Here is a 16823-nt window from a genome sequence, read left to right on the forward strand (position 1 = left end):
GATGAGGCGCCTTTTCTGCTTTTTGGCACTGACCGTGGCCGTGCTCCTTGGCGGTTGCGGCAAGCCGGATTTTTCCGATGCCGAGAAGAAGACGATTGCCTCGCTCGCGCTGAATACCCTGCCGGCGCTGAAGCCTGACACCACCAACCGCTTCGCCGATGTGCCGGCCGCCGCGGCGCTCGGCTCGACGCTGTTCTTCGATGTTGGGATGAGCCGCGACGGCACGGTGTCCTGCTCGACCTGCCACAAGATCGACCGCCAATTCCAGGACGACCTGCCGCAGGCGGTGGGTGTCGGCCGGACCAACCGGCGCACTATGCCGCTGGCGGGTGTGGCACGTGACCCCTGGTTCTTCTGGGACGGACGTCGCGACAGCCTGTGGGCGCAGGCGCTGACGCCGCTCGAAAACCCGCTGGAACAGGCGGGAAACCGCACCGCCTACGCGCATTACATGAAGGCGCGCTTTGGCGAACGCTATGAGCGCATCTTCGGGCCATTGCCCGATTTTTCCGGCGTTCCGTTGAATGCCAGCCCGCTTGGAAGCGATACCGAAAAAGCCGCCTGGAACGCGATGAGCGATGCGCAGCGTGACGCCATCAACAGCGTCTATGCCAATATAGGCAAGGCGATTGCCGCTTTCGAACGCTCGATCGAGCCGACGCCGACGCGATTCGACCGCTTTGCGCTGGACCTTGCCACAGGCGCCGAGCCGAAAGGCGATGCGGCCTTTTCGCGGGAAGAAATCCTTGGGCTGAAACTGTTCATCGGCAAGGCCAATTGCGTGACCTGCCACAATGGCCCGCGTTTCACCGACAACGGTTTTCACAATACGGGCGTGCCGCCAGTTGCCGGCCTGCCGGCGGATCGCGGGCGGGTCGAGGCGGTGGCGCAGGTCGAGGCCGACCCGTTCAACTGCTTCGGCGCTTATCGCGATGGCGAGGCCAATGCCTGCGGCGAGCTGCGCTTCATGGTCAAGGATGCGCCGGAACTGGTGCGCGCCTACAAGACGCCGTCGCTGCGCGGTGCTGCGACACGGCCGCCCTACATGCATGCCGGGCAGTTTTCATCGCTCGACGAGGTGGTGGCTCACTATGCCAAGGCTGCGCCGAGCGTCGAAGGGGTATCCGAAGTCCACCCGCTGGAGTTGTCGGACCGCGAGCGCGCCGCACTCGTGGCGTTTTTGAAGACGCTGTCGGAATAGCCCTTCTGGTTGACCGTGATCTTGTCCGAAAACCGGCTTCCACTTTTCGGATCATGGTCATCGGTCCTTCACCGTCTCCATCGCCACGAAGGTCGAGGTCTGGGCGACGTGGGGCAGGGCCGAGATGCGCTCGCCGAGTACGCGCCGGTAGGCGGCGATATCCCTGGTGCGGACCTTCAGGAGATAATCGAAGCTCGATGCCATCATGTGGCACTGCTCGATCTCCGGCACGGCCTGTACGGACCGGTTGAAGGCATCGAGCGCCGCGGAACGGGTGTCCGACAATTTCACCTGGACGAAGGCGACATGGCCTTCACCCATGCGCTCGCGGTCGATGATCGCCTGGTAGCCCCTGATGTAGCCATCCTTCTCCAGCCGCTTCACCCGCGCCTGCACCGGTGTCTTCGACAGACCGACCTTGGCCGCCAGTTCCGACATGGAAAGCCGGCCATTGCCTGCCAGCGCCGACAGGATGTTCCTGTCGATGCGGTCCAATTGGTCTTCTATCATGGAAAATGCGGTCAATCTGTTGAGTTTGTGCCGTAATGATAGATCAAATGACCTGCGGTGTCGATTTCTTTGGATCGACTGAAATCCGCACCCTGTGCTAGCTTGCGCCATTCGGTCCGGTGACCGCCGGCCCGTTCCCTTATGCTTGCTCATAGGACCGCCATGCCGCTCGACGCCATCCGCCAGCAGATCCGCGCCAATTATTTGCCCGACGAAGACGAGGCGGTAAGGCGGTTGGCCGAGGCGACCGGACTTTCGGCCGGCGACCGCAAGTCAATCTCGGCCCGCGCGGCCGACCTAGTGCGGGCGGTGCGGGGCTCCACCGATCCCCGGCTGATGGAAGTCTTTCTCTCCGCCTACGGTCTGTCCACCAAGGAAGGCGTGGCGCTGATGTGCCTGGCCGAGGCGCTGCTGCGCGTGCCCGACACCGAGACGATGGACGACCTCATCGCCGACAAGATCGCGCCGCACGACTGGTCGGCGCATTCGGGCGGTTCGAGTTCCATCTTCGTCAACGCCTCGACCTGGGCGCTGATGCTGACCGGCCGCGTGCTCGACGAAGGCGAGGGCGGCATCGAAGGCACGCTGCGTTCGATGGTGCGCAGGCTGGGCGAGCCGGTCATCCGCAAGGCGGTGGCCGCCGCCATGCGCGAGATGGGCGAACAGTTCGTGCTGGGTCGCACCATCGCCGAGGCCGTCAAGCGCGGCCGGCCGATGACGCAGAAGGGTTATCTCTATTCCTTCGACATGCTGGGCGAGGCGGCCCGCACCGAGGCGGATGCGCTGCGCTATCACAAGGCCTATGCCGACGCCATTTCCTCGCTCGATGCCGGCTCCAACGGCCCTGATATCCGCTTCAACCATGGAATCTCGGTCAAGCTCTCAGCGTTGCATCCGCGCTACGAGGTGGCGCAGAAGGAGGAAATGCTGCCTGTGATGGCCGAGCGGCTGCTGTCGCTGGCACTCGCGGCCAGGCATTCGCGCATGGGCCTCAACATCGATGCCGAGGAGGCCGATCGTCTCGACCTGTCGCTCGACGTCATCGAACGGGTGCTGGCCGAGCCGGAACTCGCCGGCTGGAACGGGTTCGGCGTCGTCGTGCAGGCCTACGGTCCGCGCGCGGCTTTCACCATCGACTGGCTCTATGCACTGGCGAAAAAGTACAATCGCAACATCATGGTGCGGCTGGTCAAGGGCGCCTATTGGGACACCGAGATCAAGCGGGCGCAGACGCTCGGCCTTTCAGGCTATCCCGTGTTCACGCGCAAGGCCAACACCGACGTTTCCTACATTGCGTGCGCGAGAAAACTGCTTGGCATGACCGACCGGATCTATCCGCAATTCGCCACCCACAATGCCCACACCGTCGCCGCCATCCTGTCGATGGCTGACAACCGCGATACCTTCGAATTCCAGCGCCTGCATGGGATGGGCGAGGCCTTGCACGAAACCGTGCGCCGGTCAGAGGGCACGCGTTGCCGCATTTACGCTCCCGTCGGCGCACATTCGGACCTGCTTGCCTATCTGGTCCGTCGCCTGCTGGAGAACGGCGCCAATTCCTCCTTCGTGCACCAATTGACCGACGAGGACATCGAGCCGGAGGACATCGCGCGTGATCCGCTGGAAACGGTCGAAAGCCAGAGTCCCGCCGCCAATCCGGCGATTGCCAGGCCATCCCAGATCTTTGGGATCGGGCGCCGCAACTCGAAAGGATTCGACATTACGGATACGGTGACGCTGGCTGATATCGACAAGGCCAAAGCGGCTTTTGCCGGGCCGGATCGCTGGCACGCCAAGCCGATCACGCGCGCCGCCGGCTACGGCAAGCAGCGTCCGATCGTCAATCCGGCACAGCCTTCCGAGGTCGTCGGCACGGTTCACGAGGCCGCCGCCAAGCAGGTTGCGACCGCGGTGCGCATCGCTGTCGAGGCGCAGCCGGCCTGGGCAAAACGGCCGGTTGCCGAGCGTGCCGCGATCCTCAACCGGGCGGCCGACCTTTACGAGGCCAATGCGGTCGAGTTCTTCGCGCTCGCCACCCGCGAAGCTGGCAAGTCGTTGGCCGACGGCGTCGCCGAGGTGCGCGAGGCCGTCGACTTCCTACGCTACTACGCCGCCGAGGCGGCAAACGCCGAGGCGGGCACGCAAGCGCGCGGCGCCATTGTCTGCATCTCGCCATGGAATTTCCCGCTCGCCATCTTCACCGGCCAGATCGCGGCGGCACTCGTCACCGGCAACTCGGTGATCGCCAAGCCGGCCGAGCAGACGCCGCTGATCGCATTCCGCGCTGTCGAGATGCTCCGCGAGGCTGGCGTGCCGGAAGACGTCATCCAACTCCTGCCCGGCGACGGCCCATCGGTGGGCGGCCCGTTGACGGCGGACCCGCGCATTGCCGGCGTCTGCTTCACCGGCTCGACCGAAGTCGCCAAGCTGATCGAGAAACAACTGGCCGAGACCGCCGTGCCGGACGCCATGCTGATCGCCGAGACCGGTGGTCTCAACGCCATGATCGTCGATTCCACAGCGCTGCCCGAACAGGCGGTGCGCGATATCCTGGCGTCGGCCTTCCAGAGTGCGGGCCAGCGCTGCTCGGCGCTGCGCGTGCTCTATGTGCAGAAGGACGTCGAGAAGAAGATGCTGGAGATGCTGAAAGGCGCCATGGAGGCGCTCAATATCGGCGATCCCTGGCTGATCTCGACTGATGTCGGCCCGGTCATCGATGATGAGGCGCAGGCCTCGATCCGCGACTATTGCACGAAGAAGGGTCTTGAGGGCCGGCTGATCGCCAAGCTCGAGGCCCCCAAGGATGGGCGCTTCGTCGCGCCGCATGTCTTGCGGGTCAAGGGCATCGAGGACATGGAGCGCGAGGTGTTCGGGCCTGTGCTGCATGTCGCCAGTTTCGATGCCGACCAGATCGACAGCGTCATCACCGCCATCAACCGCAAGGGCTATGGCCTGACCTTCGGCCTGCACACCCGCATCGAGGGCCGCGTCCAGCATTTCGTCGACGGCATTCATGCCGGCAACATCTACGTCAACCGCAACCAGATCGGCGCCGTCGTCGGTTCGCAGCCGTTTGGCGGCGAGGGCCTCTCCGGCACCGGGCCGAAGGCCGGCGGCCCGCATTATCTCAGGCGCTTCCGCAAGGGGCCGGAAGCTGGCACGCACCTGGCCGACGGGCACAAGGTCACCGCCACCGAACTGGCCGACAATCTGCCCGATCCGTCGCTGGGCGGCTGGTCGACGCGGCCGGACCGGATCGCCATCCTGAGGAAACATCTGCGCGGCAAGGGCGCGGCGGCGATCGGTGCCGCCGCTGCAATCGATTTCGGTCAGGTCGATTTGCCCGGCCCGACCGGCGAGGCCAACACGCTGTCACTGTCGCCGCGCGGCCGGGTGCTGTGCCTGGGGCCGGACGCCGACACGCTGCTGGCGCAGACCATCCAGGCGCTCGCCGCCGGCAATGCAGTGCTGGCCGTGGCGCCAGGTGCCCCGGCGGCACTGTCGGCGCTGACCGGCAAAGGCCTGCCGCTGGCGGCCATCGATGGCCGCCCCGATCCGGTCGAGGCGCGCTCGCTGCGCGTCGATGTCGTTGCTTTTTCAGGCACGCCCGAGGCGGCGCGCATCGTGCGCAAGGTCATCGCCGAGCGCAGCGGGCCGATCGTGCCGCTGGTCAGCGAGGTGCTCAATCCCGCGGCCTATGCGCATGAGCGGGCCGTCTGCGTCGACACCACGGCGGCCGGCGGCAATGCCAGCCTGTTGGCCGCCGCATAGATTAGTCGGTACTTATGCGCCTTCGACGACGGAAAAACCCTCGAATTGCGGGTGGCCGAGATAATGGACCTTTGTCGTGCCGACATTGCGGTGGGCGGCGCGAAAGTTCTCCGATTTGGTCCAGGCGACGAAGTCGGCGTGGCTCGCCCAGACCGTATGCGAGGCAAACAGCGTGTAGCCTTCGGTCTCGTTGGCCGGGCCGCGCAACAGATGGAATTCCCGGAAGCCTTTCATCTCGGCAAGGCTGGAATCGCGGTTCTTCCACACGGCTTCGAAATCGGCCTCGGAGCCGGTCTGCACCTTGAAGCGGTTCATGGCGATATACATGGGGTCCCTTTCGTGCGGATGTTGATGGTTGGCGCCGCAACGTTTGTGCTGCTCACATCTTAGAACGGGCCGATCCCGACCTCGAATTCCAAACCCGGATTCGCGGCCTGTGGCGGAATTGGAGGGAAGGGAGCAGCCTTGCGCACGATGCCAAGCGCGGCCTCATCGAAAGTCTTCGATCCCGAGCTTTCCAGAATACGCAACTGATCTATGTTGCCCTTCTTGCCTATGGCGAATGCCACAACCGCATTGTTTCGCGCGGCCAGTTGCAGCGAAGGCGGGAGAGTTCGATTGACGCTGCCGAGCTTTCGAAAGACGTCGCCGCGGTAGCTGTCTTCCGCGGCGCTGCCGGCCTCTTTCTGCCTCTTGCCCATGCTGGCCGCTTGCGCCGGCCGATCCTGGCCGTCGGCCGTACCGCTCCGTTCATCCGCCGCTGCAGCTGTCGCAGGCGCGGCCGCCGGAGTCGGCCTTGCATAGGGGGTCGGCGGGTGATCGGGAGCGGCGACAGGCATCTCGACGGTTTCGGCCTGGACGCTCGGCTGCGCCTGCGTTTCGTTCCTGGCGGCCACGCTCTGGTCGTCCGGGCGGGGTTTTGCCGTCACCAGTATGTCGGGTGTCACCATTGGCTGTTTGGCCGGTTCCTGCGAGGGCTCCGAAGCCTGCTTCGCGGCGTCCCGGGCGGGCTCGCGATCCTGTGTCACAGCTTCCGGCGCGGGCCGCGAAGGTTCCGTCGGCGGCGCCGGCCTGGCTGCCTTTGCCTGAGGGGGGGGTGGCCGGCGGCTGGCTCGGCACCAACGTGACATTCATTGCCGTCGGGTCCTTGTCCAGCGCACTGCCGGCTACCTTGTCGCCTGTGTGATCGCCGCCTTCCGATTGCTCCGTCTCCCTGGAAACAAGCGTGCCGGCAGGTGAGACCAGAAAAGCCGCCGCTACCGCGGCATGGAGCAGGCCGGAGATGGCGATCGCCGTTGCCCACTTGCCGTTGCCGGCCGGCGGCCGTGTCTGGGCAAGCGGCTCGGCCGGCACGATGGCCAACTCGTCGCCGGCGTCGCGGAGGGGACTGATTTCCTGCATGTCGCGCGGCGGAAAATGCAGCGGCCCAGGCGTCATTGTCAAATCAAGATGGACTGGCTCAAACAGCGGAAGGCCGGCCAGGGGCCGGGCCACCATATGTCGTGCCAAGTCAAGTTCCAGTCCCACCGCCGCCCTCAGACTCCGAAAGCGATGCCGGTCCTGGTGTCCGTCTTCAGCTTGCGCATGCAGGCGGCCGGCTCGACGCCCGTGCCGGCGCATTCCGTGGCGCTGTTGATCAGCACGCGGCTGACCTTGGTGCAGTCAGTGCCGGCCAGGTCAAAGCGCGTCACCTTGGTCTTGCCGGCCGGCAGGTCCTTGAAGTCGAGCACGGTCAGCCGGTCGACGATACCGGCCTCGTTGAACAGGGCGATCTCGAACGCCGCCTTGGTGAGGTCGGCGCCGAGATTGTTGCTGACCAGGAAGGTCAGGCGGCAGCCCTTGTCGGAAGGCTGCGCTGCATTGAGTTCGAGGGTCAGGACCGGCGCGGACTGCTTAGCCCACGCCGGAACCATCGCAAGCGACATCGCCAGCGCCGAGGTCAGCAGACGAAGCGATGTCGTCAAGCTCGTCATGATGGATCAGCCTCCAAATCGCATGGTTGCCGCCAGTTTCAGCGTGATGCCGGGTTCATAGACGGCGACCGTCGTGCCGCCATTCAGCGGGTTGGCGTATTTGACGTCGAACAGGTTGTCGGCGCGGAAATCGACCTTCAGATCGTCGGTCGCCTGATAGCTGGCAAAGGCGTTGACCAGCGTATAGTCGGTGGCCACCGCATTGCCCTTGGGCTTGCCGTTGTACTGCACTTCGCCCCCGACGGTCAGCTTGTCCTCGAGGAAACGCAAACCGAGCTGAGCGGTGACCTGAGAGGAGGGAGTGGTGGCGAGGTCGGCCTCCACGCCCTTGTAGGAAACTGTGTGGCCATTTGTGATCGAAGCCGAGAGGCCGGCATAGCCCCACGCCGCGTCGTAGACACCTTCCAGCTCGACACCGTTGATCCTGGCCTTGGCGAAATTCTGATACTGGAAGCAGATCGGGATGCCGGGGCCGAAGGGGCAGCCGCTGCCTGGGGCGAACGGGGACAGCGTCACGCCGTCGATATAGTCGTCGACATCGTTGTTGAAATAGGCTGCCTTCAGGCGCAAGGCGTCGCCAGCCTCGAAGATGTCGTTCTGCTTGTAGTTGACGCCGAATTCGGTCGTCTTGCCGGTTTCAGGCCGCAGATTTGGATTGGGCAGGAACGGGAAGCTGACGCCTGCCGGATGGTTGCCGCTGATCAGAGTCTCCGTGATCGAGGGCGAGCGATAGCCTTCCGCATAGGTGCCGTAGAATTGCAGGCCGGCAAGGCCGGCGCTCTCGAACGGCGAGACACCGACCGTGACGCGCGGCGACAGCCTGTCGCCGGAGATATCATGCGTGGCGTCCTTCAGGCTGTAGCTGTCGTAGCGCAGTCCGGCGATGACCTCGAGCCAGTCCCAGGTGAGTTTGTCCTGGACGTAGGCGCCCGACACATTCCGCTTGCCCGAAGGCGTGTAGAAACTGTCGCCGCCGGCCGCGCCGCCCGTCTTGACATTGTCGCCGACCCAGTCGCCGCCATAGGTCAGTTCATGCGCGATGCCGCCCGTTTCGAACCGTGACGTGTTCCAGATATCGATACCGGCCGTGCCGACATCGAATGTCGATTGTGATCCTGCCGGCAGCACCACGGGAAGACCGGAGACCGGATCGAAGCGGTTCTGCGGGACAAGACTGGTCAGGCCGAGATTGGTCTTGTTGTAGGAGGTGTTGATGTGGAGATCGAGCCAGCTCTTGTCTTCGTCCGTGATGTTGTAGCGGGCCGTGAACGTGTTCGACTTCAGGTCGATATCATTCACAGGCACGCCGCCGCTGGTCTCGTCCCAGCCGTCGCTCGATCCGACCCAGCCAAGCTTCAGCTCACTGTTCTCGGTCGGCCGGATGGTGGTCTTGAGCAGGCCGCTCAGCACGTCGAAACCAGTGCCGTTGACGGTGTCGCCGTCGCCGTCCTTGTAGTTGTCGTAGTCGCGGTAGACGATGTTGCCCAGCACCTCCCAGTTCTCACTGACGCGATAAGCGCCGGATGCGCTTGATGTCCAGCCCTTGCCGTTGCTCTCGTAGCGTCCGGTGACGGAACCGGCCCAGGTCTCGTCAGGCTTGAGGAAATCCTGGGCATCCTTGGTGTCGAAGAAGACGACACCGCCAATGGCGCCCGAGCCATAGGTGTTGGCGACCGGGCCACGGATCACGTCGACGGATTTGACGAGCTCGGGATCGATGTAGAAGGTCGACTGCGTGCCGTGGTCGGAACGCTGGAAATTCTGGCGCGCGCCATCGACGATGACAGCGACGCGGCCGAAATCCTGCAGGCCTCGGATGTTGATGCTGGTGCTGACGCGCCTGGCGTCCGCCTGGGCGGCGACGCCGGGCACACCGAAAAGCATCTCGTTTGGCGTCGTCGCCATGCGGCGGTCGAGCTGTTCCTGGTCGACATGGCTGGCCGAGGCCAGCGATTCGATCGCCGTTTCGCCGGTGCGGCTGAGCACCAGGATCTTGTCGAGCAGCGTCGCGCCCGCGGGAGTTGCTTTTTCCTGGTCAGTCTTCTTCGATTGATCCGGTTGCTTGCCCGCCGGCTGCATTGCCTGCTGGGCGTGCGCCGATAGCGCGGACAAGGCGATCGCCGCCACGCCTGCGAGTAAAGCCGCCGCGCCGTTCGCCGTCGCCCGGCCGCGCCGTTCCCAATTCATCGACCCCATGCCCCAACTCCAAATCCCAGGTTCCATGCTGGCTGGCCTGGGGCTTGCTGGCATTTTTGATCGTATCCGGCATCTTAAATGTTGACTCATTTAGTCCGGTATTGCACTGACTAGTAAACATGATTATTCGAGTCAAGAAATGAATCGGCAATTTCGCAACGCCTAGCCAGATGCCCGGCACAGGAAAGGGATCGACCCAGATGAACACGCATAATCCCAACGATTTTCGCTATCGCGTCCGCCGTTCCGACGATGCCTCCGCCCGTTTCGATCGGATTCCGCTGGCGGTGCGAACGCTGTCCAGCAACACCCTATTCCAGGGCGAGCACGAGATCGGCATCGAACATCATGGGGCGCTCTACCGGCTGAAGATCACCCGCCAGGGCAAGCTCATTCTCAACAAGTAAGGCAAGGCATCAGGGGTAAGGACATGGACCAGTGCGTAAAACCCGCTCCGCATGAAATCCGGCGGGCACGGACCGAGAATCCGAAAGCGCGCGAGCGTGATCTGGCCGGCCAGCTCGGCATTTCGGAGGCCGAGCTGGTGGCCGCGCATTGCGGTGATGGCGTCATTCGCATCGAGCCGCGCGTCAATGACCTTCTGACCGGTCTAGAGGCCGTTGGCGAGGTGATGGCGCTGACCCGCAACGAAAGCGCCGTGCACGAAAAGATCGGCGTTTACGACAAGGTCGTCACCGGCAATCACAATGCGATGGTGCTTGGCGAGAACATCGACCTGCGCATCTTCCCGAAAATCTGGGCGCATGGCTTCGCCCTGGAAAAGCGGGACGGCGACGACATCCGCCGCAGCCTGCAATTCTTCGATGCTTCCGGCGAGGCCGTGCACAAGGTGCATCTGCGCCCCGCCTCCAGCCTCTATGCCTACCAGAAGCTGGTCGCCTCGCTGGAATCACCGAACCAGGGGCCGACGATCGAGATTTCAGGACCCGTTCTCGACGAGGAAAGCGAGGCCGGGACATCGACTGCGAGCCTGGACGATCTGCGTGACCGCTGGAGCCGGCTGACGGACGTGCACCAGTTCTTCGGCATGCTGAAGACGTTGAAGCTCAGCCGCCGCCAGGCGGTGCGCATGGTCGGCCAGGATTACGCCTGGCTGCTCGACAATGACGCGGTGCGCGCCATGTTCCATCACGCCGCCGAAAGCGAGATGCCGATCATGTGCTTCGTGGGCAACCGCGGCTGCATCCAGATCCATTCCGGCCCGGTCAAGTCGATCAAGCCGATGGGGCCGTGGATCAACGTGCTGGACGAGACCTTTCATCTGCATCTGCGAACCGACCACATCCATGAGGTATGGGCGGTGCGCAAGCCGACCAGGGACGGCCACGTCACCTCGCTCGAGGTCTATGCCGCCAATGGCGACATGATCATCCAGTTCTTCGGCAAGCGCCACGAAGGCGAAAGCGAGCGCGACGACTGGCGCTTCCTGGCCGAGCACCTGCCGCGCATTCCAAGCCCGACGGCAGCCTGAGGACAGTGTAATGAGTTTTGCGTCGAGACTGTCCGCCCTGTGCGGATCGATGATCGGTTCCGCGATCGGCCTTGCCCTGGCTTTCGCCGCAATGCAGCCGGCCGGCGCCAACGAAGGCGTTTCGGTCTTCGCCGATCCTTCGAAGATCGCCGCCATCGGCGGGTCCATCACCGAGATCGTCTATGCGCTTGGAGAGGAAAAGCATCTGGTGGCTCGCGATTCCACCAGCAATTTTCCAAAAGCCGCGCTCGACCTGCCTGATGTCGGTTACATGCGCCAGCTGTCGCCGGAAGGCGTCTTGTCGGTCAATCCGACAGGCATACTGGCATTGTACGGCAGCGGCCCCAAGGAAGCCGTCGACGTGCTAAAGAAGACGAGCATTCCATTCATCGAAGTGCCCGAACTGTACAGCCGCGAAGGCATCCTCCAGAAGGTCCGCATCGTCGGCAAGGCGCTCGGGGTCGAGGCCAAGGCCGAGGTGCTGGCCAAGGCGCTCGATGCCAAACTCACGGCCGCCGAAAAGCAGACAGCCTCGATCAAGGAGCGCAAGCGCGTCCTGTTCGTTCTCTCGATACAGGGTGGCAAGATCCGGGCGGCCGGCAGCGAAACCGCGGCCGATGGCATGGTCAAGCTGGCGGGCGGGGTCAATGCGGTGGAAGGCTTTTCCGGCTACAAGCAAATGTCCGACGAAGCGATCATCACCGCCAGGCCGGACGTGATCTTGATGATGACCAATGCCGGGCCGCCAGTCTCGGACGACGAATTGTTCGACAATCCATCCATCGCCTCGACGCCAGCCGGAACGGCGCGCAAGCTGATCCGCATCGACGGCGCCTATCTACTGGGCTTCGGACCGCGCACTGCCGACGCGATCCACGATCTCGCCGTGTCGCTCTATGGCGCACAGGTCACGGACTGAGCATCATGGCCGACCAGTCGATCGCCGGTCCGGTGAAGGCGATGGGTGCATCCGAAGGGGATCGTTCCGGCCGCGCCCGTGCCGTCATTCTTATGCTGTGCCTGGGCCTGGCCGGCGCCGTCTTGCTTTCGCTCACATCCGGGGCGTCGGACGCATCCGCCTTGAACGTCATTAGGGATTGGCTCTTTGGCACCGTCCCCGGCGATGCGGCACTAAACGCTCGTGACAGCCTGATCGTCCATGACATCCGGCTGCCGCGCGTCATCCTCGGCATGCTGGTGGGTGCGGCGCTCGCGGTTTCTGGAGCCGTCATGCAGGGACTGTTCCGCAATCCGCTCGCCGATCCCGGACTGATCGGCGTTTCAGCTGGCTCCAGCCTCGGTGCGGTGGCCATCATCGTGCTGGGCGGGACCATGCTGGCACCGGTGACCGCATTGCTCGGAACGCTTGCGCTGCCGCTTGCGGCGTTCCTCGGCGGCCTCGCCACCACATTGGTGCTTTATCAGATCGCGACGCGACGCGGGCAAACCTCTGTCGCCACCATGCTGCTCGCGGGCATCGCCCTGGCGGCACTCGCCATGGCGCTGACCGGAATCCTCATCTTCATGGCCGACGATCGCCAGTTGCGCGATCTGACCTTCTGGTCACTGGGATCGCTCGGTGGTGCGACATGGGCCAAGATCGCTTCCGTCGGGCCCATCATCGTCCTGGCACTCGCGGCGATGCCGTTCCTTGCCCGGGGTCTCAACGCGCTGGCGCTCGGCGAGGCCACCGCCGGCCATCTCGGCATTCCGGTGCAGCGGCTGAAATACACAGCCATCATTGGTGTCTCGGCGGCGGTCGGGGCGTCCGTCGCCGTCAGCGGCGGCATCGGTTTCGTCGGCATCGTCGTGCCGCACCTGCTGCGCCTGCTGATTGGCCCGGACAATCGTTACCTGCTGCCGGCCTCGGCGCTGCTCGGCGCCTCGCTGTTGCTGCTCGCCGATGCCGTCGCCCGCACCATCGTGGCGCCGGCAGAGTTGCCGATCGGCATCGTCACCGCCGTCGCTGGCGCGCCGTTCTTCCTTTGGATCCTGCTGCGCAAGCGTGGCGTGATCGATTTGTGAGATTTGAGACCCTGTAGGAGTGTTTCATGATCGAAGCCCGCGACGTTTCTGTGGCGATCGGCAAGAAGCGCATTGTCGCCAACGTCGATTTCGAAGTCAGGCCAGGTGAAATCTCGGCCATCGTCGGCCCCAACGGATCGGGCAAGACGACCTTTCTCAAGTCGATGTCGGGGGATCTCGTCCATACCGGACGGATCCTTATCAACGGTCGCGAGCTGTCGACGATGAAGCCGGTCGAGGCGGCGACAGTGCGAGCGGTGCTGCCTCAGGCAACGACCCTGTCCTTTCCCTTCACCGTGCGCGAGATCGTCAGGCTTGGCCTTGTCGGTGGACGCTCGGGCGTGCTGCCCGGCGAGGACGAACGCCTGCCGGAGCGGGCGCTTGCGCGGGTCGATCTCGACGGTTTTGCCGGTCGTTTCTACCAGGAGCTTTCCGGTGGTGAGCAGCAGCGTGTCCAGCTTGCCCGCGTGCTGTGCCAGGTCTGGGCGCCGGTGCTTTACGGAGTGCCGCGCTATCTCTTCCTCGACGAACCGGTTTCCAGCCTCGACATCAAGCATCAGCTGATCATCATGAACATCGCCCGCGACTTCGCCAGAAGAGGCGGCGGCGTGGTCGCGATCCTGCACGACCTCAATCTGACGGCGATGTTCGCCGACCGCATCTTCGTGATGCATCGCGGCCGGCTGGCCGCGACCGGATCGCCGCGCGACGTGCTGAGTGACGATCTGATCGAGAAGGTGTTCGACTGCCGGCTCAAGGTCGGCGTGCTGCCGGCCGGCAACATGCCATTCGTGCTGCCGCAATCCGCAGCCTAGATCCGGCGGTCTACAGCCCGGCCTGCGCAGATCAAGCTGCCGGGGCGCGGCGCTCCATCAGCATGTCGATACCGAGCAGGTTGCGCACATTCGGCCGCGCCGCCACCAGATCGGCGATCGTGTAGCGGGCAAGCACGGCGAAGAAGGCGTTGAGCGCTTCGCGCAGCGCCGAGTTCAATGCGCAGCTGTCGACCAGCGGGCATTCGGCCGCGTCATTCTCGAAGCACTCCGCCATGGCAAAGCTTTCCTCGGTCACGCGCACAACATCGAACAGGCTTATCGCTTCGGCGGCGCGGCCGAGCCGTACCCCTCCGTTCCGGCCGCGGACAGTCTCGACCAGCCCGTTCTCGACCAAAGGCTGCAGGATCTTGAACAGGAACAGTTCCGACACCGAATAGGCGGTCGCGATCTCCGGGATGCGGCTCAACCGTTCATTGTTGGCGGCACAATACATCAGGATGCGCATGGCATAGTTGGTCTGGCGGGTAAGCCGCATTTCATCCTCACAAAGCGCTGGCGCGGTGCAACCATGCCAGAGTCTGGAACTTTGCCGGCGCGGCTTCACCCGGATTTTCGGAGTCGCCGCGCTGGCCTCGGTCGAATATGGCCTATACCTTGGAATAATTCCAGACTGGCTTCGCATCATAGCTGAATATTCTCGTCAACTTTATGTGCGTGGCCAGGCGAAACGCTGAGAAAATCGGCTGTCGCGGGCATTTTGACGACCGACGCACTAAATAGCCTGGGATCGACGAGGAGCGGCTCATATGTCTCAATCGGCCCAGTCGCTGGCGCCTGTCCGTTTCGACACCGACGCGGGCGCCAAGCTTTCGGCGCTGCGGCGGACAAAGTTCGTCGCCATGGCGGCGCTGGCACTCTGCGTGCTGGTCTTTGTCTTGGCCAAGTCCTTCCAGGCCAGCTACCCGTGGCTCGGCTTCGTCGCCGCCTTCGCCGAGGCGGCAACCATCGGCGGCCTTGCCGACTGGTACGCGGTGGTGGCGCTGTTCAAACGGCCGCTCGGGCTACCCATCCCGCACACCGCCATCATCCCGGAAAACAAGGATCGGATAGCCGACAATCTCGGCCGTTTCATCGAGGTTAATTTCCTGGCAACGGAGCCGGTGCGTGAAAAACTCGCCGAGGTCGATTTTTCGGCGCTCGTCGCCGATTGGCTCGCCGATGCCGAACGCGCCGCCGGCCTGTCGCGCTTCGTCGTGCGGCTGGTGCCGCGTACGCTTGCGGCCGTCGAACAATCGGGCCTGCGCGGTTTCGTCACCAGCCGCATGCTGGAGCAGATCGAAAAGGTGCCGCTGGCGCCGCTGGCCGCCGAACTCTTGTCGGCGCTCACCGACGATCGCCGCCACCAGAAATTGTTCGACGAGTTCATCAAGGTCATCGGCCGGTTCCTCAACGACGAACAGGCGCTGGCGACGATGCGCGACAAGATCCGCGAGGAACTGCCGTCGCTGTTCAACCTGTTTCGCGCCGATGCCTACCTCCTGAAGAAGATCGTCGCCTCGGCGGGCTCCCTGCTGGACGAAGTGCGTGCCGATCCCGACCATCCGATGCGCGCCGAATTCGACCGTTTCGCGCAAAGTTTCGTCGACCGGCTGCGCACGTCCAAGCAATATGCCAAGCGAGCGGAGAAAATGAAGCGCGATTTTCTCGCCAGACCCGAAGTCAGGGCGCTGGCCGGCGACATGTGGGAGAGCCTCAGCCTGTTCATCGAGCAGGATGCCAAGGCGCCGAATTCGCTGGTCCGGGAGCATCTCGCCAACATGTTCGTCGAAGTCGGCCGCCATCTCGCCGGCGATGCCCAGATTCGAGCCGACATGAACCAAGGATTCGTGGTGGCGTTGGCCTCCTTCGTGGAAAGCCAGAAGAGCGGCGTGTCGAAATTCATCGCCGACCAGGTCAAGCGCTGGGACCTGGCGCAACTGACACGCCTGATCGAGATGAACATCGGCAGGGACCTGCAATATATCCGCTTCAACGGCATGATCATCGGCGGGCTGGCTGGCATCGTGCTCTATACGATCGAGTTGCTGCTCCCGGTCAATTGATCCGTATCGATCGCCAGGTGTGCGTTCGAAATGGACACACGGCGTTCGAGTGCTATTCTCCCGTCGAGGGCGTCCGCAACCGCGGCAAAGGGGAGAAGACAGTCATGGCCAGACAAGCAGAATCCGATTCCTTCATGGAGATGTTCGGCAGATTCGGGCCGTGACCTGAAGGTGCCCAACGTCGATGTCGAGGCGATCCTTGCCCATCATCGCAAGAACCTCGAAGCGCCTCCTTGATGCGCGCGCGCAGTATGTCGATCGATTCGGTGCCTGATTTCCTGGCCAGTTCAGCCACTTCACCAGCGTTCTTGAGCGCGGCCTCGAAGGATTTTCTGGCAAACTCCGTCTGCTTGGCCATCAGTTCCTGCGGATTGCCCGGTGCGCGGTAGCTCTGCGCCATGTCGGCGACCTCCCGCAACGTGTCCTGCAGCATTTCGCGCTGCCTCGACAACAGCGAGGTCGCTCCCGCCGCACTGGTCCGCGCCGCCTTCTCCAGCGATGGAGGAGGTCCGCGCCGGCTACGGGCAGAAGTGAATCCCATCGGCTGTCGTTTCGCCCTCTATCCGGCACGCCGGTTCGCGATTCCGCAACCTTGCACATAGTTGCATTAGCGCCACGGCATAAGCTCCCGGCAAGCTGGAAGGTCAAAAAGTCAGATTCGGGCCTGCCATTGCGTGGCAAGGCATGGCACGAGTGTGTTCGAATCCGGCGGAACGGTTTTGCGCGGAACGAATTGACAGAGGCCGCCGGTTCGTGGTCCGGAAGCTCTGGAAGCGA

15 protein-coding genes and 1 pseudogene are annotated in these 16823 nt (G+C 63.7%); 8 read left to right on the top strand and 8 right to left on the bottom strand.

What is annotated here, in order from left to right:
* Window position 1: 1 nt before the first annotated feature.
* The gene (locus EN845_RS24085) at window positions 2-1201 is read left to right on the top strand and encodes a cytochrome c peroxidase (protein ID WP_127872700.1); all 1200 of its coding nucleotides are present in this window, start codon (window positions 2-4) and stop codon (window positions 1199-1201) included.
* 57 nt (window positions 1202-1258) lie between these two features.
* On the opposite strand, the gene EN845_RS24090 is transcribed toward EN845_RS24085, so the two are convergent.
* A complete protein-coding gene (locus EN845_RS24090; RefSeq protein WP_127872699.1) occupies window positions 1259-1711 on the bottom strand; it encodes an Lrp/AsnC ligand binding domain-containing protein in 453 nt (150 codons plus the stop codon).
* A gap of 162 nt (window positions 1712-1873) precedes the next feature.
* Here EN845_RS24090 and putA point away from each other — a divergent pair, with 162 nt between their 5' ends.
* Entirely contained in the window at window positions 1874-5482 is a 3609-nt protein-coding gene (putA, locus tag EN845_RS24095; protein ID WP_127872730.1) for a bifunctional proline dehydrogenase/L-glutamate gamma-semialdehyde dehydrogenase PutA, read from the top strand.
* A gap of 12 nt (window positions 5483-5494) precedes the next feature.
* Here the strand turns inward: putA and EN845_RS24100 are convergent, their stop codons facing one another.
* The 5 genes from EN845_RS24100 to EN845_RS24115 are packed head-to-tail and all read right to left on the bottom strand — an operon-like array spanning window position 5495 to window position 9651.
* On the bottom strand, window positions 5495-5809 hold the full coding sequence (locus tag EN845_RS24100) for an antibiotic biosynthesis monooxygenase (protein ID WP_127872698.1): 315 nt from the start codon (window positions 5807-5809) through the stop codon (window positions 5495-5497).
* A gap of 59 nt (window positions 5810-5868) precedes the next feature.
* Window positions 5869-6183, bottom strand: coding sequence for an energy transducer TonB (locus EN845_RS36150; protein WP_245511792.1), 315 nt, complete (start codon window positions 6181-6183; stop codon window positions 5869-5871).
* Window positions 6184-6232: 49 nt separating this feature from the next.
* Window positions 6233-7009, bottom strand: a complete 777-nt coding sequence (locus tag EN845_RS36155) for a hypothetical protein (RefSeq protein ID WP_245511793.1) — start codon at window positions 7007-7009, stop codon at window positions 6233-6235.
* Between the two features lie 8 nt (window positions 7010-7017).
* Complete coding sequence (locus EN845_RS24110; protein ID WP_127872697.1) at window positions 7018-7455, bottom strand: hypothetical protein; 438 nt, start codon at window positions 7453-7455, stop codon at window positions 7018-7020.
* Between the two features lie 6 nt (window positions 7456-7461).
* A complete protein-coding gene (locus EN845_RS24115; protein ID WP_127872696.1) occupies window positions 7462-9651 on the bottom strand; it encodes a TonB-dependent hemoglobin/transferrin/lactoferrin family receptor in 2190 nt (729 codons plus the stop codon).
* Window positions 9652-9851: 200 nt separating this feature from the next.
* Here EN845_RS24115 and hemP point away from each other — a divergent pair, with 200 nt between their 5' ends.
* From hemP to EN845_RS24140, 5 genes are read left to right on the top strand one after another with little or no spacing between them, the layout of a single operon-like run.
* Window positions 9852-10058 (top strand): hemin uptake protein HemP, encoded by a 207-nt coding sequence (hemP, locus tag EN845_RS24120; protein WP_027051401.1) that lies wholly within the window; start codon window positions 9852-9854, stop codon window positions 10056-10058.
* Window positions 10059-10081: 23 nt separating this feature from the next.
* Window positions 10082-11143 (top strand): hemin-degrading factor, encoded by a 1062-nt coding sequence (locus tag EN845_RS24125; RefSeq protein WP_127872695.1) that lies wholly within the window; start codon window positions 10082-10084, stop codon window positions 11141-11143.
* Between the two features lie 10 nt (window positions 11144-11153).
* Window positions 11154-12062, top strand: coding sequence for a hemin ABC transporter substrate-binding protein (locus EN845_RS24130; protein WP_127872694.1), 909 nt, complete (start codon window positions 11154-11156; stop codon window positions 12060-12062).
* A 5-nt stretch (window positions 12063-12067) separates the two neighbouring features.
* Window positions 12068-13168, top strand: a complete 1101-nt coding sequence (locus EN845_RS24135; protein ID WP_127872693.1) for an iron ABC transporter permease — start codon at window positions 12068-12070, stop codon at window positions 13166-13168.
* A 26-nt stretch (window positions 13169-13194) separates the two neighbouring features.
* On the top strand, window positions 13195-13983 hold the full coding sequence (locus EN845_RS24140) for a heme ABC transporter ATP-binding protein (RefSeq protein ID WP_127872692.1): 789 nt from the start codon (window positions 13195-13197) through the stop codon (window positions 13981-13983).
* A gap of 31 nt (window positions 13984-14014) precedes the next feature.
* Here EN845_RS24140 and rirA read toward each other — a convergent pair whose 3' ends face one another.
* Entirely contained in the window at window positions 14015-14479 is a 465-nt protein-coding gene (rirA, locus tag EN845_RS24145) for an iron-responsive transcriptional regulator RirA (RefSeq protein ID WP_127278767.1), read from the bottom strand.
* A gap of 271 nt (window positions 14480-14750) precedes the next feature.
* On the opposite strand from rirA, the gene EN845_RS24150 reads away from it, so the two are divergent.
* Window positions 14751-16046, top strand: a complete 1296-nt coding sequence (locus tag EN845_RS24150) for a DUF445 domain-containing protein (protein ID WP_127872691.1) — start codon at window positions 14751-14753, stop codon at window positions 16044-16046.
* A 226-nt stretch (window positions 16047-16272) separates the two neighbouring features.
* Here EN845_RS24150 and phaP read toward each other — a convergent pair.
* Window positions 16273-16542, bottom strand: a pseudogene (gene phaP, locus EN845_RS24160) (TIGR01841 family phasin); the annotation flags it as partial.
* Between the last annotated feature and the right edge of the window lie 281 nt (window positions 16543-16823).

Origin of the sequence: Mesorhizobium sp. M8A.F.Ca.ET.202.01.1.1, from assembly GCF_004791595.1 — a bacterium.
Lineage (GTDB): Bacteria > Pseudomonadota > Alphaproteobacteria > Rhizobiales > Rhizobiaceae > Mesorhizobium.

Bases quoted from the DNA above. Each gene is read 5' to 3' on its own strand.
- EN845_RS24085 (WP_127872700.1), top strand. From the start codon at position 2: ATGAGGCGCCTTTTCTGCTTTTTGGCACTGACCGTGGCCGTGCTCCTT.
- putA (WP_127872730.1), top strand. From the start codon at position 1,874: ATGCCGCTCGACGCCATCCGCCAGCAGATCCGCGCCAATTATTTGCCC.
- EN845_RS24130 (WP_127872694.1), top strand. From the start codon at position 11,154: ATGAGTTTTGCGTCGAGACTGTCCGCCCTGTGCGGATCGATGATCGGT.
- EN845_RS24090 (WP_127872699.1), bottom strand. From the start codon at position 1,711: ATGATAGAAGACCAATTGGACCGCATCGACAGGAACATCCTGTCGGCG.
- EN845_RS24125 (WP_127872695.1), top strand. From the start codon at position 10,082: ATGGACCAGTGCGTAAAACCCGCTCCGCATGAAATCCGGCGGGCACGG.
- rirA (WP_127278767.1), bottom strand. From the start codon at position 14,479: ATGCGGCTTACCCGCCAGACCAACTATGCCATGCGCATCCTGATGTAT.
- EN845_RS36150 (WP_245511792.1), bottom strand. From the start codon at position 6,183: ATGGGCAAGAGGCAGAAAGAGGCCGGCAGCGCCGCGGAAGACAGCTAC.
- EN845_RS24115 (WP_127872696.1), bottom strand. From the start codon at position 9,651: ATGGGGTCGATGAATTGGGAACGGCGCGGCCGGGCGACGGCGAACGGC.
- EN845_RS24100 (WP_127872698.1), bottom strand. From the start codon at position 5,809: ATGTATATCGCCATGAACCGCTTCAAGGTGCAGACCGGCTCCGAGGCC.
- EN845_RS24150 (WP_127872691.1), top strand. From the start codon at position 14,751: ATGTCTCAATCGGCCCAGTCGCTGGCGCCTGTCCGTTTCGACACCGAC.
- EN845_RS24110 (WP_127872697.1), bottom strand. From the start codon at position 7,455: ATGACGAGCTTGACGACATCGCTTCGTCTGCTGACCTCGGCGCTGGCG.
- hemP (WP_027051401.1), top strand. From the start codon at position 9,852: ATGAACACGCATAATCCCAACGATTTTCGCTATCGCGTCCGCCGTTCC.
- EN845_RS24135 (WP_127872693.1), top strand. From the start codon at position 12,068: ATGGCCGACCAGTCGATCGCCGGTCCGGTGAAGGCGATGGGTGCATCC.
- EN845_RS24140 (WP_127872692.1), top strand. From the start codon at position 13,195: ATGATCGAAGCCCGCGACGTTTCTGTGGCGATCGGCAAGAAGCGCATT.